Below are 19908 nucleotides of genomic sequence, written 5' to 3'. Positions count from 1 at the left end.
CACCAATAAGTGTATCAGACGATAAAGCAGCCTATCGGAGATGGCAAGAACAGAAGAAGAACATTCTTTTCGCCCGTTCAAACGACGTCTTTCAAGACCTCGATCAGGACCCGGTGCGACTCGACGGGGACGTGATCGATGCGACAGACGAGGAAGGTGTCGACGGTGGCATACGGGTCCGGCAGCGGGCTGATTTCCAGATGACCGGCATCGCGGGCGCCGCGCACCGCCTGTTCCGGCGCCACGGCAAAGCCGAGCCCCGCCGCGACGCAGCCGAGGATCCCGTCCAGCGTGCCCATCTCGGTGATCTCGGTATCGCTCCGGCCGAGGCTCTTGAGCCAGGCCTGCGCGGTTGCCCGGTAGCTGCAGCCAGCACGGAAGGCAAGCAGGGAGCCACTGTCCGGGTTCACCGGATTACGCGCGCAGACGAGCCGTTCGGTGAAGGCCCGGACCGAATTGAAACGGGTGTCGTCCACCGGTCCCGCCACAAAGGCGGCATCGACTTTCCGGTCCCACACCATGGCGAGAAGGTCGGCGGTGGGGCCGGTCTTCAGGGAGATCGGCGCGGCGGGACAGCGGGTTTTCAGAGATTTCAACAGAGCCGGAAGCCTGACCGCGGCGGTGGTTTCCATCGACCCGAGGGACAGGGGCGCGCCGGCGCCGGCCGCATCCAGAAGTTCGCGTTCGGCGGCGGCAAACAACTGCAGCAGGTCTTCCGCCTTGGCATGCAGCCGCTCGCCGAAATCGGTCAAACGGGCGCCGGCCTTGCCGCGCAGAAAGATCTTCTGCCCGAAATGGTCTTCCAGGCGGCGAATTCTTGAGGTCACGTTGGACTGGACGCAATTGAGAGCGTTCGCCGCGCCGGAAAAGGACCCGGTTTCGGCCACGGCCAGAAGCGTTTTCAGGAGTACGATATCCATATATCAATTTTAGAGATATTATTTTCCTCTAACAATCATTTTTCTTATAGACGTAAACCTGCGACGCTGAGCCCATGGAACAGCTCATCGAAACAGCCTTCACAAGGCAATTCGCTGTCCGCCATCCGGTCGTTCTCGCGCCGATGGACAGGATTTCCGACGGACGCCTCGCGGCGGAAGTCACCCGCGCCGGCGGCTTCGGGATCATCGGCGCCGGTTACGGCGACCGGGACTGGATCGACAAGGCCTTTACCGATGCGCAGGGCCAAAGGGTCGGCATCGGCGTCATCACCTGGAGCCTTCTGAAGAAGCCGAAACTCGTGGACCATATTCTCGACCGGAAGCCTGCCGCGGTGTTCGTCTCCTTCGGTGACGGCGAACCGATCATCCGGGCCGCGAAAGAGCGCAGCATTCCGACGATCTGGCAGGTGCAGAGGCTCGACCAGACCGAACAGGCGCTGAAGGCCGGGACGGATATTCTCGTCGCCCAGGGCCAGGAGGGCGGTGGCCACGGAATGGAACGCGGCCTGATGGCGCTCCTGCCCGCCGTCCGCGATCTCGCCGGCAAGCATCAGCTCATTCTTGCGGCGGGTGGTATCGCCGACGGCCGGGGCCTTGCCGCCGCCCTGATGATGGGGGCCGACGGTGCGATGATGGGGACCCGGTTCTGGGCAAGCCGCGAAGCCAACGGATCGGACAAGGCGAAGGACGCCCTGGTGCGGGCCGCCGGCGACGACACCCGCCGGACCAGCTTCTTCGACCTCGCCCGGGGTCTCGATTGGCCGGGTGAATTCACCGGCCGGGTCGTCCAGAACCCGTTTTCCCGCCGCTGGCTGGAAGATCCGGCGAACATGCGCGCCTCCCGGAACACGATTCGCGCGGCCTATGACGCGGCCGATCCGGACGATTTTTCGGTGCGGGCATTGATCGCAGGCGAAGCGCTCGATCTGGTTCGATCGGTCGATCCGGCGGCGGCGATCGTGGAAGAGACGGTGAAGGAGGCGGCAAGCCTGCTGGCGAAGGCAGGATCGTTCCTGACCGGCCGGGCTTAGAGATCTGACGCTCTCATACGCCAATGCCGTATCCATCCGCGTCCCACTTGACCCTGTTCTGGGGCAAATCCGAGATCCCGACATCTGCGGAGCCACTATCGGTTGAATTTTAATGTCGAAGCTGAAGCTCACTGCTTTTGTATTTTTGTCGGTATTGATCTACCCGACACTCAGCTATTCAAAGTCGCCGATCGATTGCGCGCGTATTCAGGACAATACGAACCGCCTTTCCTGTTACGATCAGATTTTTTCCGAATTCGCCTGTCACGAGAATGCCGGGAATACAGATGAACCGTCGGAAAAATACGACCCTGCACCGTCGAACTGGGAAATAACGAGCACCTATATCAAGCCCGGTCCCGGCGTTTATGTTCAAAAGCCTACGCTCATTCATTCCGCGACCACACCGTCGACGAACAAGTTCATCCGGCATCCGGACAGGCTTACCCAAGCCACATTGAGCCTTTTGTGCCAGCCGGAAGGAACCGGGCTTTTTCTCCCTGGATTCCGTCATGCTCGACACACCTCAGTTCAGTCTTTCCGACAACAGCGAGGCGATCGGCACCATAGACCTCAGGGATATTCGCCAGTTTTTAAGCTCGCTTCAAAAGGGGACAATGCTTGGGTTGTCAGTCACCCTTCTCATCGGCAAACCGGTGAATGTCACATTCGACGTTTCCGGCATCGGATATGTGGACAAGCTGTTCGGAGCTGTCTGCAAGTGGTGAAGAGCCAACGCGACGTGTTTCGGTTATCGAAGGCGCAGGAAATTGCGTAAATTAGCGATTACCTGAAAAGCAGAAGCGACCCTATTCATCGAACAAGCGATAGAATTCTTCCAATGACATGTTGAACGATTGAGAAAACGCACCTTCCCATCCCAACTCAGGCGTCTTCTCCCAGAAATCGATTATCGCTCTTTCGGAACTTTTCGAAACCAGGAATAGGCCCGCATAACGGGCATAGTCGTAAAAATCTTTTTCTGCGGCGGAGGTTTGATACTTGAACGAACGAAGCCGTTTTGCGCTGTAATTTCTCTGCTGTGCAAAATGTTCGCGTTTCTTTTCGGCAGATACATCCGGCCGGAGGAAATTGTATTCCAGCGCGATTGCCAAAGCTTCGGTCAGCCATTTCGGGCCACGCGCACGAACCCGGTTCTCCTCGCCATGCGCGCGGTAATTTCCAACATATTGCGCCTGGATCTCATGCGCGGTTTCATGGGCCAGAAGCTTGCGCACATCGTCATTCGGAAAGCCATCCTTGTCAGAAAAGCTTACCGCGACCACACCTCCGTAAGATTTTCCGCAATAGCCGTAACCCCTGCACCAATCCGTGAACTCCTTGTAGACGTCATGGTGCGAACCTTGCGCTTTCAACGCCTCGACCGCCCGTTTTCCGGCCTCATCGACGGAAGATGACGTTATGAATACGATTTGCCCCGGTATGGTAATATTCAGTTTTTCGAGGTAGTAATAATTGACGTTATTCGTCAGAGAGCGGATCTTTTCGGCGCTGGATGAACTGGTTTTTTTGCCAATAATCAATTTCAGGATGTCGTCGTTACTTGTCCATCCAACATGATTGTCCCGAAGCATTCCGATTTTACGGCAGAATACTGACGCATTCGGAATCGATAATTTCGGCAGATTTGACAGTTGCGGATACTGATCTCCCAGTTCGCCCAAGGCAGAGCGGGTTTTTCGCCCCAGCTTGCCGTCAATCGGACCCGGATCCAGTCCGGCATCTTCGAGTTGTTCTTGAATACAGGTCACGTACCGGTCAGCGTTTGCACTGCCGGGCGACAAACACAGAAAAACGGAAACGACCGAAACACAAAAACTCAAAACCCGCATATCCAGGACCAGCTATCTCTGATTTCGATTTCACCGATCCTGTTTATGCCAAACAGGCGTCTGGACAACAAACAGAAAATCGCAATCTAACCGCGAATGTGCCTAATGCGCCTCGTCCCAGTTGTCGGCGGCGCGGGCGTCGACCTGGAGGGGGACGGAGAGTTTCAGGGCCGGTTCGGTGGCCTTCTCCATGACCTCGGTGATGATCGGGATCGTCTTGTCGACCTGGTCTTCAGGCACCTCGAAAATCAGTTCGTCGTGCACCTGCAGGAGCATCTGGGCGTCCAGCCGTGAATGCTGCAGCCGGTCCTCCATGCGCACCATGGCGCGGCGGAGAATATCGGCGGCGGAGCCCTGGATCGGGGCGTTGATCGCCGCGCGTTCGTAGAAGGCGCGCAGGTTCGGGTTCTTGGTGTTCACGTCCGGATAATGGGCCTTGCGGCCGAAGATGGTGGTCACGTAGCCGTTGGCGTGGACTTCCTTCTTGATTGCTTCCATGTAGTCCTTGATGCCGGGGAAGCGTTCGAAATAGGTCTTGATGTAGTCGCTGGCCTCGCCCCTCGAAATGCCAAGCTGGGCGGCAAGGCCGAAGGCCGAAATGCCGTAGATGATGCCGAAGTTGATCGCCTTGGCGCGGCGGCGGACCATCGGGTCCATATCCTTGATCGGCACGCCGAACATTTCGCTCGCCGTCATGGCGTGAATGTCGAGCCCGTCCTCGAACGCCTGCTTCAGTTGCGGAATGTCGGCCATGTGGGCGAGCACCCGGAGCTCGATCTGGCTGTAGTCGGCCGAAATCAGCTTCATGCCCTTTTCGGCGATGAAGGCCTTTCGGATCTTGCGGCCTTCTTCGGTTCTCACCGGAATGTTCTGCAGGTTCGGTTCCGACGAGGACAGGCGGCCGGTGGTGGTGGCGGCCAGCGAATAGGAGGTGTGAACCCGTTTCGTTTGCGGATTGATATAGCCGGGCAGGGCGTCGGAATATGTCGACTTCAGCTTGGAGAGCTGGCGCCAGGAGACGATCCGCGAGGGCAGTTCGTGACCTTCGGCGGCCAGATCCTCAAGGACGGAGGCGGATGTGGACCAGGCGCCGGTCTTGGTCTTCTTGCCGCCGGGCAGGCCCATCTTGCCGAACAGGATGTCGCCGAGCTGCTTGGGCGAGCCGATGTTGAAGTTTTCGCCGGCAAGCTCATAGATCTCGTCTTCGAGAGCTGCCATGCCTTGCGCGAAATCGCCGGAGAGCCGCGACAACATCTGCCGGTCGACGGAAATGCCACGCTTTTCCATGCGCGCCAGCACCGGCACCATCGGCCGTTCCAGGGTTTCGTAGACGGTCGCCATGTGTTCGGAGGCCAGACGCGGCTTCAGAACCTGCCACAAGCGCAGGGTTACATCGGCGTCCTCGGCGGCATAGGCGGTCGCCTTGTCGATTTCCACCTTGTCGAAGGTGATCATCGACTTGCCGGAACCGCAGATTTCCTTGAAGGGGATCGGCTTGTGACCTAGCCAGCGCTCCGACAGCTCATCCATGCCGTTGCCGCCCTTTCCGGCATCGAGCGCGTAGGACAGCAGCATGGTGTCGTCGAAGGCCGCGATGTCCACGCCGTAGCGGGTCATGATCAGCCAGTCGTATTTCAGGTTCTGGGCGATCTTCAGGACGGCGCGATCTTCCAGCATGGGCTTGAGGATCTCGACCGCCTCGGCAATCGGGATCTGGCCCTCGAGCAGTCCGCCGCCGCCAAGCAGATCGCCTTCCCCGTCCACATGGCCAAGCGGGATATAGCAGGCCTTCCCCGGCGCGGTCGCAAGCGACACGCCGACCAGATCGGCCTGCATGGCGTCGAGCGAGGTGGTTTCGGTATCGAAGGCCACATAGCCGACCTCGTAGGCGTCGGCGACCCATTCCTTCAGCCGTTCCGGCGTGGTCACGGTTTCATAGGCGCTGGTGTCGATCTCCGACGACCGGGCCGCTTCCGCGCGGGCGTCCGCAACCGTTTGCGGAACCATCATGTCGCCGTCCGCCGGTGCGTCGTTCGCAGCATCGGCTTTCCCGCCGTCGGCCGCGGGTGCGGCTTCCATCAGCCGGCCCTTGTGATCGGGCACGTCCCAGCCGGGAATATCGAAATCGGCCGGCTCGATGTTGGCGAGTTCCGCGCCGGTGGTCTCGGCGACCCGCTTGGTCAGGGTTGTGAAGCCCAGCGCCTTCAGGAACCCGACCGCCTTCGGCCCATCGACCTCGGTAACGGCGAAATCGGTGACGGGCACTTCGACCGGAACGTCCTGTTTCAGGGTGACGAGCTCTTTGGAAATGCGCGCCTGGTCGGCGAATTCGATCAGGTTTTCCCGCCGCTTGTTCTGCTTGATGGTGTCGGCCTTCGCCAGCAGGGCTTCCAGATCGCCAAACTCGTTGATCAGGAGGGCTGCGGTCTTCAGGCCGATGCCCGGAACGCCGGGCACGTTGTCGACGCTGTCGCCGGCCAGAGACTGGACCTCGATCACCTTGTCCGGGCCGACGCCGAATTTCTCGAACACTTCCGCCTCGCCGAAGATCTTGTTCTTCATGGTGTCGATCATACCGACCTTCGGGCCGATCAGCTGCATCAGGTCCTTGTCGCCGGAGACGATGGTGACCCGCGCGCCCATTTCGGCCGCCTGTTTCGCATAAGTCGCGATCAGGTCGTCGGCCTCGAAGCCCTCCTGCTCGATACAGGGAACCGAAAACGCTTCCGTTGCCCTCCGGATCAGGCCGAACTGGGGTACCAGGTCTTCCGGCGGTTCCGGCCGGTGAGCCTTGTATTCGGGATAGATATCGGTCCGGAACGTCTTCGCCGAATGGTCGAAAATGACCGCGAAATGGGTCGGCTCGTCGCCCTTTTCCGGGGTCAGGCCTTCCTGCAGCAACTTCCACAGCATGTTGCAGAAGCCGGCAACCGCGCCCACGGGCAGGCCATCGGGTTTGCGCGTCAGCGGCGGCAGCGCGTGATAGGCGCGGAAAATGAAGGTGGAACCGTCGACCAGGATCAGATGGTCATCGGCGGTGAGGGCGGGGGCGGAGCTGTTCGTCGACATGCGGCGGATCATGCCCGCACGGGACGGCGGAGGAAAGGGGAAATCCGCACTTTCCTCAGGGGGCGTGGCCCGCCGTCAGTTTTGCGGCGTCAGGACCGCTCGTCCTTGGGGGACCAAGGGCTGATGCGTTCTGTCCGGCCGTTCCCGCCGGATCCGTCGTCGGTTCTGGACCAATCCTCCTCATCGAGGTCGACGACGCCTTCCTCCCGGCGATAGCGGGAGCCGCCCTGGACGACGACCACGTCGGACCGGGAGATGATGAACCGAGCCAGCATGTCGCGGACAGGGGGGATAAACAAAAGCAGGCCTATGGCGTCGGTCACGAATCCCGGGATCAACAGCAGGAGGCTTGCGATCACGATCATCGCACCGTGCATCATGTCCTTGCCCGGCACGCGGCCGGCGTCGAGTTCCGACTGCATGCGCATGACGAGCGACAGGCCCTGCTGGCGCAGCATCAAGGTTCCGGCAACGGCGGTCAGGACGGTCAACAGGACCGTCGGCAGGACACCGATGGCGCTGCCGACCCAAATGAACACCGAGATTTCGATCAGAGGCAGCAAAATGATCGCCGCCAGGATGTAAAGTATCACGGAAACCCCATCTTTTTCGCAGGTACTCTCGGGTTCGGACCTTGGGCCATACCCTCATTAAACAGGCTGAAATGGTAGGGATGAATTCGTTCGGATACAAGGCGCGAAACTGCAGGAAACCGTTCGGTATTGGCGTTCCGCCCTCTGACGAGTGGCAAAGTTTGCAACGATGGAGCCGGTCAAATTCACCCTATCCTGAAGGGACGCAAAATCGGCTTCGATCTGCCGCGTCAAACCGCTCAAGCCGGCAGAACGCCCGCTTTCGCGCCTTTCCTTGCAGCTCCTTGCCGTTTGCTGCGCCATTTCAGCCTGTTTAATGAGGGTGTGGCCTAGCCTAAGGTAAGCATCTGGGATAGGGATTGCGAGCGGTCATGATGGATTGGCCGGCGTTTTGGGTAAAAACCTTCTTGCTCTCTGCACTGGATGCTGGTTCAAGGACCCCCTACATATAAGTGAGATGGGAGTTGACCGGGCACAGGTCGCTGAAAGGGCGGTTCGCAGCGGGTCGGCTCCAAGGATGAAGCCGGTAGCACCAAATGAACGAAATATTCGACGTTTATAATCTGATCTTCCTCGCACTGGCTGTGTTCATCATTTTCCGGCTGCGCTCGGTCTTGGGCAAACGCACCGGCAAGGAACGGCCGCCGTTCGATCCCTATTCCAAGACGGAACGCCAGGACAGGCCACAGGCCGGCCAAGACCAGGGCGACAACGTCATCCCGATGCCGGGGCCGACCGATGCTGCTCCTGCCGAACTCAACGAGCGGCCCAGCGAAGACGTGGTGATCGAAAAGGTCGCCCCGGCCGGTACCGCGCTCAATGACGCCCTGCGCAAGATCCTGTCCGTGGACCGTACCTTCGAGCCGGAACCCTTCCTGGAAGGGGCTCGTGGCGCGTATGAAATGATCGTCATGGCCTTTGCGGAAGGCGACCGGAAGGCTCTGAAGTCGCTCTTGTCCAAGGACGTCTACGAAGGCTTCGTTTCGGCCATAGACGAACGCGAAAAGCGCGGCGAGACCATCGAATCCACGTTTGTCGGCATCGATCGCGCCGAAATCGTCGAGGCCGCACTGAAGGGCAACACGGCCCAGGTCACCGTCAAGGTGCAGAGCCAGCTGATTTCCGCGACCCGCGACAAGTCCGGAGAAATCATCGACGGCGACCCGAACAAGGTCACCGAAGTGGTCGATATCTGGACATTCGCCCGGGATACGACCTCACGCGATCCGAACTGGAAACTGGTGGCAACCGAATCCGCCGAGTGAGGACGTGGCAGGCTGCCGCTACGGACGAAAGGCCGGATCGGCCGCGCTCGGCCTGGTGCTGGCGCTGTGCGATCCGAACGTTCCAGGCTCCCTGACCGGTAAAGCCGCCGCCATGTCCCCTGACCACGCTTCCCTGCCGACCATGACCGAGATCTCCTTTGCCGCCATTCCCGGCTGGCAGGAGGACGATCAGGGGAAAGCACTGGCGGCGTTTTTGCGTTTTTGCGCGCCGCCCTTCCCGTTTTTAAAGGCAAAGCCGTTCGGGCTTTCGGAAAAAGAAGCGGCAGACTTCTGCGATGAAGCGTCGAAGGTACCGGCGTCCGATCGGCAAGCGGCCCGGTCGTTTTTCGAAACACGGTTCACCCCTTTCCGGATCGAGGCAAGCGGCTTCGTGACCGGCTATTTCGAACCGGAACTGCCCGCTTCGCGTATCAAGACAGCGGATTTTTCCGTACCCCTGCTGAAGGCGCCGACAGGACTTGCGGCCGTTACCGACGCCAATCGCCCGGAAGACTGGCCGGGAAACCTGAGCCACGGACGCCGGATGGACAAAGGTATGGTTCCGCTTCCCGACCGGGGGGCGATCATGGACGGCGCGCTCGACGATGAGCATCTGGAACTGGTCTGGCTCGCCGATCCGGTCGATGCCTATTTCGTTCACGTTCAGGGCTCCGCGCGGCTGCGCCTGACCGACGGAACGGTGATGCGGGTCGGATACGCGGGCAAGGCGGGCTATCCCTATACGTCCATCGCCCGCGTCCTCGTGGAGCGCGGCGAGGGCACGCCGGAAGAGCTCACCATGTCCGGCCTCCGAAAATGGCTGGAGGATAATCCCGACCGGCGCGACGCGCTGTTCAAGGAAAACCGGTCCTTTATCTTCTTTCGGGAAGTGACGCTTGAAAATCCGGAGGACGGGCCGATTGGCGCGGCCGAGCTGCCGCTGGTGGCCGGACGCAGCCTTGCCGTCGACCCGCGCCATATTCCTTACGGTATGCCGGTTTTCGTCTCCGCCGGAATTCCGGATCCCGAAAAACCGGAGACACTATTCGGCCGACTGCTGATCGCAGATGACACGGGATCCGCCATTCGCGGCCCGGCCCGGGGCGATATCTTCACCGGCTCCGGAGATCGGGCCGGACAGATCGCCGGAGAAATCCGCCATCAGGCAAGCATGATCCTGCTTCTGCCCCGGGGCAAAGGCCGATGACCTCAGACAAGCGGCGGAAAAAGGGGCAGCTTTCTCCGGAAGACCGGGAAATCTGGGCCAAGGTGACCAAGACCCTCACCCCATTGCATCCCGAACGACAGGTCATGCCAGACCTGGACGATGCCGGCCTTTCTCCGCCCGAGACGGAAAATCAGGAGCGCCCGGCAAAGACGGCAACGGCGATCCGCACCCCGGCGGCGCAGCCGAAGCCGGCGCCGACGCCCCCGCTGCACACCCTGGAACACCGGTTCCGCAAAAAGCTCGTGCGCGGGGTGAAGCCGATCGACAGCCGGATCGACCTGCATGGACTGACCCAGCATCAGGCCCATGGCCGCCTGCGCCACTTTCTTTATTCGGCACAGGAGAAAGGCCACAAGGTGGTTCTCGTGATCACCGGCAAGGGCGCGGGTGGCTTCATGGACGAACGCGGCGTTCTCAGGCGGGTTGTGCCACAATGGCTTGCCATGCCAGACATGCGGTCGGTGGTCATCGGCTATGAAGAGGCCCACGCAAGCCATGGCGGCTCCGGCGCGCTTTATGTCCGAATTCGCAGAAAAAGGTGAGATCCGTGACACCTCTCGGCGCAAAAATTCGTGATTTACGAGCCAAACGCGGCGTTTCCCTGAAGGAAATGGCTGCGGCCCTGTCGGTCTCCAGTGCCTATCTTTCGGCACTCGAGCACGGCAAACGCGGCAAGCCGACCTGGTTTCTGGTCCAGCGGATCATTACCTATTTCAACGTCATCTGGGACGAGGCGGAGGAAATCCAGCGCCTCGCGGAGCTTTCCGATCCGAAGGTGACGATCGACACCGCCGGGATGGACCCCCAGGCGACCGAACTTTCCAACCAGCTTGCCGCCAAGATCGGCGGCCTGTCGCCGGAGTCGCTTGCCCATCTCCTGCACCAGTTGCGTGTTGTGGCCGCAAAAGACGGGATTTAGCCCGCATTTCTGTTGTACCGGGGCGCCCCGGTCTTTACAGGGCATTATCCGCCAATGCGTTATAAGGTGCCTGAGAGTTCGCCTCCCGCTGCTCCCGCCGACAAAATCAAAAACGGGCATGGACCCACGAGAATGACCCTGACCAAAGACGACCTCGCCGGCCTGATCGATTCCACGGCGCTGCGCCAGAAGCTCACGGACCTGACCAGGGCCAATGACGGCGACGGTTCGGACCTGAAGACGCGCTCGGCCGTTCTGGGGGAACTGAAAGAGGCCATGAAAGCCGGCAGGGCGATCGCGGAAAAGCGGCTCAACGAGGACGGCGGCGGCCTGAAGTGCGCCCAGCGCCTGTCCTTCCTTCAGGACGAGCTGATCCGGGTCATCTACGATTTCGCTTTTTATCACATCTATCGGATCAAGAACCCCTCGACCGCCGAGCGCATGGCGGTCGTCGCCGTCGGCGGCTACGGACGGGGAACGCTGGCGCCGGGATCGGACGTGGACCTCCTGTTCGTCCTTCCCTACAAGCAGACCCCCTGGGGCGAGCAGGTTGTCGAATATATCCTCTACATGCTGTGGGACCTGGGGCTGAAGGTCGGCCACGCGACCCGTAACATCGACGAGTGCATCCGGCTGTCGAAAAGCGACATGACCATCCGCACCGCGATCCTGGAGGCGCGCTTTATCTGGGGCGACGAGCCGCTGTTCGACGATCTCGTCTCCCGCTTCGACGAAGAGGTCGTGAAAGGAACGAGCTCGGATTTCATCGAGGCGAAGCTTGAAGAGCGCGACGAACGGCATCGGCGCCAGGGAACCTCGCGCTACCTGGTCGAACCGAACATCAAGGAAGGCAAGGGGGGCTTACGCGATCTCAACACGCTGTTCTGGATCGCGAAATACCATTACCGGGTTCGCAAGCAGTCCGACCTGGTGAAAAAGGGCGTGCTTTCGCGCGGCGAATACCGCCGGTTCGTCAAATCGGAAGATTTCCTGTGGGCAGTGCGCTGCCACCTTCATTTCATGACAGGGCGCGCGGAAGAGCGGCTTTCCTTCGACGTGCAGCGGGAAATCGCCATCCGGCTCGGCTACACCCAGCATCCGGGCATGAAGGATGTCGAGCGCTTCATGAAACATTACTTCCTGGTGGCCAAGGACGTGGGCGACCTCACCCGCATCCTGTGCGCGGCACTGGAAAACCAGCACGTGAAGGAACCGGAAGGCAAGGGGATCACCGGACTGATGCGGCGGCTGCGCACGGGCCGGCCGAGCGACGCGCCCCGGCCAGTGGAGGGAACGAACAGCTTCGTTATCGAGAACAACCGGTTGAATGCGGTTTCCGACAAGGTTTTCGTCGACGATCCGACCAACCTGATCCGGATTTTCCAGCTTGCCGACAAGCATGGCTATTACCTGCATCCGGAACTGACCAAGCTGATCCGACGGTCGCTCAAACTTGTCGACGGCACCTTGCGCAACGACCCGGAAGCCAACCGGCTGTTCCTGTCGGTCCTGACTTCGCGCAATTCGCCGGAAAAAGTCCTGCGCAAGATGAACGAGACCGGGGTTCTCGGGCGGTTCGTGCCCGATTTCGGCAAGGTCGTCGCCATGATGCAGTTCAACATGTACCACCACTATACGGTGGACGAGCACCTGATCCGCTCCATCGGCATTCTCGCCCAGATCGAGCGCGGCGATTCAGGCGAGGACCATCCGCTCGCAACAGATCTGATCCGGACCCTGCAGAGCCGGAAACTTCTCTATGTGGCCATGTTCCTGCACGACATCGCCAAGGGACGGCCGGAAGACCATTCGATCGCAGGCGCCCGGATCGCCCGCAAACTGTGCCCGAGATTCGGCTTGAACGGAGCGGAAACGGACACCGTCGCCTGGCTGATCGAGCATCACCTGGACATGAGCACGATCGCCCAGTCCCGCGATCTTTCCGATCCGAAAACCATCAACGACTTCGCCAAGCTGGTGCAGTCGATGGAGCGGCTGAAGCTGCTGCTGATCCTGACCGTTGCGGACATCCGCGCCGTCGGTCCGGGCGTGTTCAACGGCTGGAAGGGCCAGCTGCTCAGGACGCTCTACTACCAGTGCGAACCGCTCCTGAGCGGCGGCCACAGCAAGATTTCCCATCGCGAAGTGGTTGAGCAGGCAAAGCGGGAACTCTTTGCGCAGCTCGATCACTGGCCTGAAAAGGCGCGCAAAACCTATGGCGACCGCCATTATGCCGCCTACTGGCTGCGGTGTGCGCCCGAACGCAGGCTTCACCATGCGGAACTGATCCGCAAGGCCGACGAGGCCGGACAACCGCTCGCTTTCGACGTCAGGCCGCACTCGTTTGAAGGGGTGACGGAAATCACCGTATTGGCGCCGGACCATCCGCGTCTGCTGCAGACCATTGCGGGCGCCTGTTTCACCACTGGCGGCAACATCGTCGATGCCCAGATCGATACCACCACCGACGGATTTGCGCTGGATACCATCTTCATCAGCCGCGAACTTCCCGGCGACGAGGACGAACGCCGGCGCGGCGAGCGGATCACGGGGCTGATCGCAAAATCGCTGACGGGCGAGGAGCAGTTGCCGAAGGCCGTCGCCACGAAAAACCCGGTCAAGGGCCGCATGAAGGCCTTCAATGTCGAGGCGGATGCTCTGGTCAACAACTCCTGGTCCGATGACTATACGGTGCTGGAAATTTCCGGCCTCGACCGTCCGGGCCTGCTTTACGACCTGACAAGGGCGATCGCGACCCTGAACCTCAACATCGGCTCGGCGCATATTTCGACCTTCGGCGAACGCGTTGTCGACGTTTTCTACGTGACCGACCTGACCGGTCAGAAAATTGCCAATGTCGGGCGGCAGGAAATCATTCGCGAACGGTTGATCGCCGCCGTCAACGGAGATGTCGAGACCAATCCGGCCGCCCCTATTTCGCGCCGGGCTTCGTGATCGCAAGCCCGTCTGTGTCCCGGAGCCCCGTCCGATGAGCCTTCTGAAGAATTTCGCCACCGTTGGCGGCGCGACCATGGCCAGCCGGGTTCTCGGCTTCGTGCGCGATACCATGCTCGCCGCCGTGGTCGGGACCGGACCGGTTGCGGATGCCTTCGTGGTCGCCTTCCGCCTGCCCAACCTGTTCCGGCGGCTTTTTGCCGAAGGCGCCTTCAACTCCGCCTTCGTGCCCCTGTTCGGGCGGGCGGTTGAGGAGGAGGGCGAGGCAGGGGCACGGAAGCTGGCCGGCGAAATCGCCGCCGCCCTGCTGTTCTGCCTTTTGATCCTGACCGCCCTGGCACAGATCTTCATGCCGGCGGTGGTCTGGGTTCTGGCACCGGGCTTTGTCGACGACGCGCAGAAATTCGACCTCACCGTGCTGATGGCGCGAATCGCCTTTCCCTATCTGATCTTCATGTCGCTGCTGGCCTTCATCAGCGGGATACTCAACACCTATCAGCGGTTTGCGGCGGCAGCCTTTGCCCCGGTCATGCTGAATATCGTCATGTCCGGTGTTATTGGCACCGTGCTTCTTGTCGGAGTCGACAACGATCGCCTGCTCGGCATCATCCTGTGCAGCGGCGTCGCGGTTGCCGGCGTCGTGCAGCTTGCCGTCGTCGCCTGGGACCTGAAGCGCCTGGGCTTTTCCATCCCCGTGTTCCGTCCCCGCTATACGAAATCGGCCAGGCGGCTGCTGGCCCTCGGTATTCCCGGTGTCCTGGCGGGCGGCGTTACCCAGATCAACGTGGCCGTCGGCCAGATCATCGCTTCCATGCAGGATGGCGCCAACGCCCTGCTTTACTACGCCGACCGGCTTTACCAGCTGCCGCTCGGGGTGATCGGCATCGCCATCGGTGTCGTGCTCCTGCCGAGCCTGACCCGGCAGTTGCGCGGCGGACACGAGGACCAGTATCAGCGCAGCCTGAACAACGCCCTGGAATTTTCCCTCGTCCTGACCCTGCCGGCCGCCGTCGCGCTTGCCGTCATTCCCCATGAAATCGTTTCGGTGCTGTTTCAGCGCGGCAAATTCGATGCCGTTGCCGTCGACGGCACGGCCATGGCGCTGGCCGCCTTTTCCTTCGGACTGCCGGCCTTCGTGCTCAACAAGGTGTTTTCGCCCGGCTATTTCGCCCGTGAGGACACCAAGACGCCGATGTGGTTCGCGGCCGTCGGCATGGTGGTGAACGTAGGCTTGTCCGTGGCGTTGTTTCCCGTCTTCAAGCATGTGGGTATCGCGCTTGCGACAACGATCGCCGGCTGGGTCAACACCGGCCTGCTCGGCATCGTGCTCTGGCGCCGGGGACATTTTTCGCCGGACGCCCGGATAGCCCGCAAACTCGTGCTGATCCTCGCCGCCAGCCTGCTGATGGGCGTGATCCTGCACTTTTCGGCGGTTGGCCTCAACGGCTGGCTGTTCGGCCCGGCCTTGCCGATTCGGGCCGCCGCGCTGGCCGCTCTCGTCGGTGTCGGCATGGCGAGTTTCGCGATATTTGCCCAGGTGACAGGGGCCAGCAATCTCATCGGCCACGTGAAATCGTTGAAGCGGCGCAACACCTGAGCCGCCGAATACACCATAGCGATGATCACGGCTTGCAAAGGCGGACCGGTCTGCCCTAAGAAGCCGCACCACAACCCAAATCGGACCCTTCCAACCGGTTTCCAGAATTTAGGGACTATTCCATGACGGCGTTCCAGCCCCGTGTCTTTTCCGGCGTCCAGCCGACCGGCAATCTCCATCTCGGCAACTATCTCGGCGCGGTGTCCCGCTGGGTGCCCCTGCAGGACCAGATGGAAACGATCTTCTGTGTCGTGGACCTGCACGCCATCACCGCGAGCTTCCCGGAACAGGGAGAGCTTCAAAGCGCGACCCGCGAAGTGACCGCGGCCTATATGGCTGCCGGTATCGACCCGAAGAAATCGATCATCTTCAACCAGTCCCAGGTCCGCGCCCATGCGGAACTGGCCTGGATCTTCAACTGCGTGGCGCGCATGGGCTGGCTCAGCCGGATGACCCAGTTCAAGGAAAAGGCCGGCAAGAACCGGGAAAACGCCTCCGTCGGCCTGTTCGCCTATCCGAACCTGATGGCGGCGGACATCCTGGCCTACCGGGCAACCCATGTGCCGGTCGGCGACGACCAGAAACAGCACCTGGAGCTGACCCGGGACATCGCCCAGAAGTTCAACAACGACTTTGCCGACCGGATCAAGTCGCTCGGGATCGGCGTGCCGAACCCGACACCGTCTCCGGAACTTCCAGAGGAACTGTATTTCCCGCTCACCGAGCCGATGATCACCGGTCCTGCAACGCGGATCATGTCCCTGCGCGACGGCACCAAGAAGATGTCGAAATCCGATCCGTCGGACCTGTCGCGCATCAACCTGACCGACGACGCCGATTCCATCGCCAAGAAGATCCGCAAGGCCAAGACCGATCCGGATGCGCTGCCGAGCGAAATCAAGGGCCTGGAAGGCCGCCCGGAAGCGGACAACCTGGTTGGCATCTATGCCGCCCTTGCCGGTCACACCAAGGAAGAGGTTCTGAAGGACTTCGGCGGCGAACAGTTCTCCGCGTTCAAGCCGGCCCTGGCCGACCTTGCGGTCGCAAAGCTTGCTCCGATGACCGAAGAAATGCGCCGCCTGACCTCGGATCCGGCGGAAATCGACCGGATCCTGAAGGACGGTGCGGAAAAGGCTTCGGCCATCGCCGACCCGATCCTGGCGGATGTCCGCAAGATCATCGGTTTTCTGGACGTGCGCTGAGCCGTCCGGATTCACGTGAAACGACGACACGCCCGGCCGAACAGCCGGGCGTTTTCTTTTGCTGAAAAATCTAATTCCCTCCATCGTCGCCCCGGCCAAGCGACAGCGCGAGCCGGGATGACGAAATCGGGCTTTGTCATAAAGGTAATGCGGGCGGAGGTGCCTGCGAGCATTTTTGTCCAATCGAAATGGATCGAAATTAGGGGTGAAATTCCGGCCGGCTGCGGCTTAAGCTGAGATCCCGAAGCACATGAACGGAGATACGGCCTTGGCATCGCACGGATATGAATCGGGACGTCTGAACCTGCCCTTTGTCGGGATCTGCACCTTCGGAAAGTCCCCGTATCAGCCGGACTGGGATGCCATCGACGCCGATGTGGCGGTTATGGGGGCGCCGTTCGATTTCGGCACCCAGTGGCGTTCCGGTGCCCGCATGGGGCCGCGCGGTATCCGGGAGGCCTCGACGCTGTTTTCCTTTGGCCATGCCGGCGCCTATGATTTCGAGGACGACATCACCTATCTGCCGGCGGAGACGACCCGGATCGTCGATATCGGCGATGCCGACATCGTCCACACCGACACGATCCGGAGCCACGCCAATATCGAAGCCGGTGTGCGCAAGATCCTTGAAGCGGGCGCGTTGCCTGTGGTGCTCGGCGGCGATCATTCGATCAACATTCCCTGCATCAACGCCTTTGCCGATCAGGACCCGATCCATGTGGTCCAGATCGACGCCCATCTCGATTTCGTCGACGAACGTCATGGCGTGCGCTACGGCCATGGCAATCCCATGCGCCGCGCCGCGGAAAAGCCCTATGTCACGGGCCTCAGCCAGATCGGCATCCGCAACGTCTCCTCGACTGCCCGGGACGGTTATGAAGACGCCCGGAAGATGGGTTCGGATATCCAGTCGGTGCGTCACTTCCGCAAGCTTGGAGTGGACGGAATGCTGGCGCGGATTCCTGCAGGCAGCCGCTACTATCTCACCATCGACATCGACGCCTTCGATCCGTCGATCGCACCGGGAACCGGCACGCCGAGCCACGGCGGCTTTCTCTATTACGAAGTCCTGGAATTCATCGACGGGCTTGCCAAACGCGGCGACATTGTCGGCCTGGACCTAGTCGAGGTCGCACCGGACTACGATCCGACCGGCTCGACCAGCATTCTCGCCGCGCAGATCCTGATGAACACGATCGGACGTATCCTGCATCACCGCTCAACAGGCTGACAGGCTTTCCGCTGGATGCTTGTGGTCGCGTGTCACCATTCCCATGTTCAGGATCGTCAAACTCGAAGCCGACCCGAAAACAGGAACTTATGCATGCTGACCACGACGACCAATACGCTTCAGGGCCGGGAAATCTCTGACTACAAGGGCCTTGTCACCGGCGAGGCAATCCTCGGCGCCAACCTGTTCAAGGACATCTTTGCCGGCATCCGCGACATCGTCGGCGGCCGGTCCGGCGCCTACGAGGAAGAACTGGCCAAGGCCCGCCAGATCGCAATCAGCGAAATGCAGGCCCAGGCGCAATCCATGGGCGCCAACGCGGTGATCGGCGTCGATATCGACTATGAAACCGTCGGTCAGAACGGCTCCATGCTGATGGTCACCGCCTCCGGCACGGCCGTGGTTGTGCGGTAGGAAGACGCCTCATTGAGCGCGAGCAGATGGCTCGCGCTTCAATTCGGATGCAGGACAAACGTTACCAGCTCGACCGCTCTTTCCCAGCTGATTCCCTCCCGCTGATCGATCGCCAGCGGATGATCCTGGTCGTCATGAATGCGGACTTCCGGCCGTTCCGGGCCCCAGAAAACGTCCACCGGAAGGCTGATCATGGGCTGGTCGTCCCGGGTATAGCCGGGCAATGAAACCATCAGCCAGCCAAACGATCCGTCGCCGGACTGGTCGGTTTCGTAGGTCTCCACATACCGGTCGAAACTTTCCTTGCTCTGGGTAACCCATACCCCCCAGAGAAAAGTATCGTCCGTCCCCAAAATCGGGACCGAGAGGGTTGCCCTTATCCAGAACTCTTCGCCATCAATGACGCAAAGACCGCTATTGATCTTTATCCGGTCATTTCGTTCGTCTTCCGGAATGCCGAAAAAGGCCGGCGGCTTGTCAGTGCTGAATGACGGGCCGCCCTCGTGAATCTCGCCGCAGCATGCGCATTTGAACAAAAACTTCCGCTTTTCCGGATCGATGGCGACAATCATTGCGGCGCCTACAGACCTTCAAACAGCGCCGTCGACAGATAGCGCTCGGCGAAGGACGGGATGATGACGACGATGGTCTTGCCCGCCATGCCGTCGCGCTGACCGACCTTGATGGCCGCGCTCAGGGCAGCCCCGGAGGAAATACCGACCGGAATGCCTTCGCTTGCAGCCACTTCTCGCGCCAGGGCAAAGGCGTCGTCATTGGAAACGGTGACGACCTCGTCATAGACGGAGGTATCCAGAACGCCCGGCACAAAGCCCGCACCGATGCCCTGGATCTTGTGCGGCCCGGGCTGGCCGCCGGACAGGATCGGGCTGTCGGCCGGTTCGACCGCGACCACGTGCAGATCGGGCTTCTTTTGCTTGAGCACCTGGGAGACGCCCGTAATCGTGCCGCCGGTGCCGATGCCGGAGACGAAGACGTCGACGGCGCCGTTGGTGTCGTTCCAGATCTCCTCCGCCGTCGTCCGGCGGTGAATCTCGGGGTTGGCCGGATTTTCGAACTGCTGCGGCATGACCGAATTCGGGATTTCCGCCAGAAGTTCCTCGGCGCGCGCAATCGCGCCCTTCATGCCCTTGGAGCCATCGGTGAGCTCCAACTCGGCCCCCAGGATCTTGAACATCTTTCGCCGTTCGACGGACATGGTTTCCGGCATGACCAGGATCAGCCGGTAGCCCTTGGCTGCGGCGACGAAGGCAAGCGCGATGCCGGTATTGCCGGAGGTCGGCTCGACCAGAACCGATTTGCCCGGCGCGATCTTGCCGTCCGCCTCCATGGCCTCGATCATGGCAGCACCGATCCGGTCCTTGACGCTGGCAAGCGGATTGAAGAACTCCAGCTTGCCCAGAAGGTTGGCCTTGACCCCATGGGCTTCCGCCAGCCGGTCGAGCCGGACAAGCGGCGTGTCGCCGATGGTTTCGGTGATGGAGGAATAGATCTTTCCGCGGCCCGGTTTCCTGTCAGCCATGAGCATCTCCCCTGAACGGCTTTCCGCCTTGTTCAAAAATTATCAGCGCCCATCATAGACACCCCGGCTG

The 19908-nt window shown here is 60.9% G+C and carries 17 protein-coding genes; 11 read left to right on the top strand and 6 right to left on the bottom strand.

What is annotated here, in order from left to right:
* Positions 1 to 77: 77 nt before the first annotated feature.
* Positions 78 to 920, bottom strand: coding sequence for a LysR family transcriptional regulator (locus ACN0SO_RS12410; protein ID WP_417678060.1), 843 nt, complete (start codon positions 918 to 920; stop codon positions 78 to 80).
* Between the two features lie 74 nt (positions 921 to 994).
* Between ACN0SO_RS12410 and ACN0SO_RS12405 the strand changes: the two genes are divergently transcribed.
* Positions 995 to 1972, top strand: a complete 978-nt coding sequence (locus ACN0SO_RS12405; protein ID WP_417678058.1) for an NAD(P)H-dependent flavin oxidoreductase — start codon at positions 995 to 997, stop codon at positions 1970 to 1972.
* A 512-nt stretch (positions 1973 to 2484) separates the two neighbouring features.
* The gene (locus ACN0SO_RS12400) at positions 2485 to 2700 is read left to right on the top strand and encodes a hypothetical protein (protein ID WP_417678056.1); all 216 of its coding nucleotides are present in this window, start codon (positions 2485 to 2487) and stop codon (positions 2698 to 2700) included.
* An 81-nt stretch (positions 2701 to 2781) separates the two neighbouring features.
* On the opposite strand, the gene ACN0SO_RS12395 is transcribed toward ACN0SO_RS12400, so the two are convergent.
* The 3 genes from ACN0SO_RS12395 to ACN0SO_RS12385 form a co-directional block, all read right to left on the bottom strand.
* Complete coding sequence (locus ACN0SO_RS12395; RefSeq protein ID WP_417678055.1) at positions 2782 to 3816, bottom strand: peptidoglycan-binding domain-containing protein; 1035 nt, start codon at positions 3814 to 3816, stop codon at positions 2782 to 2784.
* Positions 3817 to 3927: 111 nt separating this feature from the next.
* Entirely contained in the window at positions 3928 to 6906 is a 2979-nt protein-coding gene (polA, locus tag ACN0SO_RS12390; protein WP_417678053.1) for a DNA polymerase I, read from the bottom strand.
* A 77-nt stretch (positions 6907 to 6983) separates the two neighbouring features.
* Complete coding sequence (locus tag ACN0SO_RS12385; protein ID WP_417678051.1) at positions 6984 to 7487, bottom strand: FxsA family protein; 504 nt, start codon at positions 7485 to 7487, stop codon at positions 6984 to 6986.
* A gap of 536 nt (positions 7488 to 8023) precedes the next feature.
* On the opposite strand from ACN0SO_RS12385, the gene ACN0SO_RS12380 reads away from it, so the two are divergent.
* From ACN0SO_RS12380 to ACN0SO_RS12340, 9 genes are all read left to right on the top strand, one after another.
* Positions 8024 to 8752 (top strand): Tim44/TimA family putative adaptor protein, encoded by a 729-nt coding sequence (locus ACN0SO_RS12380; protein ID WP_417678049.1) that lies wholly within the window; start codon positions 8024 to 8026, stop codon positions 8750 to 8752.
* A 4-nt stretch (positions 8753 to 8756) separates the two neighbouring features.
* Positions 8757 to 9959 (top strand): murein transglycosylase A, encoded by a 1203-nt coding sequence (locus ACN0SO_RS12375; RefSeq protein ID WP_417678047.1) that lies wholly within the window; start codon positions 8757 to 8759, stop codon positions 9957 to 9959.
* Positions 9956 to 10522, top strand: a complete 567-nt coding sequence (locus ACN0SO_RS12370; protein ID WP_417678045.1) for a Smr/MutS family protein — start codon at positions 9956 to 9958, stop codon at positions 10520 to 10522. The genes ACN0SO_RS12375 and ACN0SO_RS12370 overlap by 4 nt, the downstream gene beginning before the upstream one ends.
* Positions 10523 to 10527: 5 nt before the next feature.
* Positions 10528 to 10899, top strand: coding sequence for a helix-turn-helix domain-containing protein (locus ACN0SO_RS12365; RefSeq protein WP_417678043.1), 372 nt, complete (start codon positions 10528 to 10530; stop codon positions 10897 to 10899).
* Positions 10900 to 11031: 132 nt separating this feature from the next.
* Entirely contained in the window at positions 11032 to 13854 is a 2823-nt protein-coding gene (locus ACN0SO_RS12360; protein ID WP_417678041.1) for a [protein-PII] uridylyltransferase, read from the top strand.
* A gap of 34 nt (positions 13855 to 13888) precedes the next feature.
* Complete coding sequence (murJ, locus tag ACN0SO_RS12355) at positions 13889 to 15451, top strand: murein biosynthesis integral membrane protein MurJ (protein WP_417678039.1); 1563 nt, start codon at positions 13889 to 13891, stop codon at positions 15449 to 15451.
* Between the two features lie 122 nt (positions 15452 to 15573).
* Entirely contained in the window at positions 15574 to 16653 is a 1080-nt protein-coding gene (trpS, locus tag ACN0SO_RS12350) for a tryptophan--tRNA ligase (RefSeq protein ID WP_417678037.1), read from the top strand.
* A gap of 268 nt (positions 16654 to 16921) precedes the next feature.
* Positions 16922 to 17884, top strand: a complete 963-nt coding sequence (gene speB, locus ACN0SO_RS12345) for an agmatinase (protein WP_417678035.1) — start codon at positions 16922 to 16924, stop codon at positions 17882 to 17884.
* A gap of 93 nt (positions 17885 to 17977) precedes the next feature.
* Complete coding sequence (locus ACN0SO_RS12340) at positions 17978 to 18298, top strand: heavy metal-binding domain-containing protein (RefSeq protein ID WP_417678033.1); 321 nt, start codon at positions 17978 to 17980, stop codon at positions 18296 to 18298.
* 38 nt (positions 18299 to 18336) lie between these two features.
* On the opposite strand, the gene ACN0SO_RS12335 is transcribed toward ACN0SO_RS12340, so the two are convergent.
* Positions 18337 to 18870: a DUF2199 domain-containing protein gene (locus ACN0SO_RS12335; protein WP_417678031.1), complete on the bottom strand. Its 534-nt coding sequence runs from the start codon at positions 18868 to 18870 to the stop codon at positions 18337 to 18339.
* Between the two features lie 8 nt (positions 18871 to 18878).
* Positions 18879 to 19838 carry a cysteine synthase A gene (cysK, locus tag ACN0SO_RS12330; RefSeq protein ID WP_417678029.1) on the bottom strand — a complete coding sequence of 320 codons (960 nt, stop codon included), beginning with the start codon at positions 19836 to 19838 and terminating at the stop codon, positions 18879 to 18881.
* Positions 19839 to 19908 lie beyond the last annotated feature (70 nt).

Source organism: Roseibium sp. (assembly GCF_048260565.1).
Classification (GTDB): domain Bacteria; phylum Pseudomonadota; class Alphaproteobacteria; order Rhizobiales; family Stappiaceae; genus Roseibium.
The sequence above is the reverse complement of the archived record's forward strand: the minus strand, read 5'-3'. Positions and strand labels throughout refer to the sequence as shown.

Coding starts and splice junctions, on each gene's coding strand:
- polA (WP_417678053.1), bottom strand. CDS start 6,906: ATGATCCGCCGCATGTCGACGAACAGCTCCGCCCCCGCCCTCACCGCC.
- ACN0SO_RS12400 (WP_417678056.1), top strand. CDS start 2,485: ATGCTCGACACACCTCAGTTCAGTCTTTCCGACAACAGCGAGGCGATC.
- ACN0SO_RS12410 (WP_417678060.1), bottom strand. CDS start 920: ATGGATATCGTACTCCTGAAAACGCTTCTGGCCGTGGCCGAAACCGGG.
- ACN0SO_RS12405 (WP_417678058.1), top strand. CDS start 995: ATGGAACAGCTCATCGAAACAGCCTTCACAAGGCAATTCGCTGTCCGC.
- ACN0SO_RS12370 (WP_417678045.1), top strand. CDS start 9,956: ATGACCTCAGACAAGCGGCGGAAAAAGGGGCAGCTTTCTCCGGAAGAC.
- ACN0SO_RS12340 (WP_417678033.1), top strand. CDS start 17,978: ATGCTGACCACGACGACCAATACGCTTCAGGGCCGGGAAATCTCTGAC.
- trpS (WP_417678037.1), top strand. CDS start 15,574: ATGACGGCGTTCCAGCCCCGTGTCTTTTCCGGCGTCCAGCCGACCGGC.
- cysK (WP_417678029.1), bottom strand. CDS start 19,838: ATGGCTGACAGGAAACCGGGCCGCGGAAAGATCTATTCCTCCATCACC.
- murJ (WP_417678039.1), top strand. CDS start 13,889: ATGAGCCTTCTGAAGAATTTCGCCACCGTTGGCGGCGCGACCATGGCC.
- ACN0SO_RS12380 (WP_417678049.1), top strand. CDS start 8,024: ATGAACGAAATATTCGACGTTTATAATCTGATCTTCCTCGCACTGGCT.
- ACN0SO_RS12335 (WP_417678031.1), bottom strand. CDS start 18,870: ATGATTGTCGCCATCGATCCGGAAAAGCGGAAGTTTTTGTTCAAATGC.
- ACN0SO_RS12360 (WP_417678041.1), top strand. CDS start 11,032: ATGACCCTGACCAAAGACGACCTCGCCGGCCTGATCGATTCCACGGCG.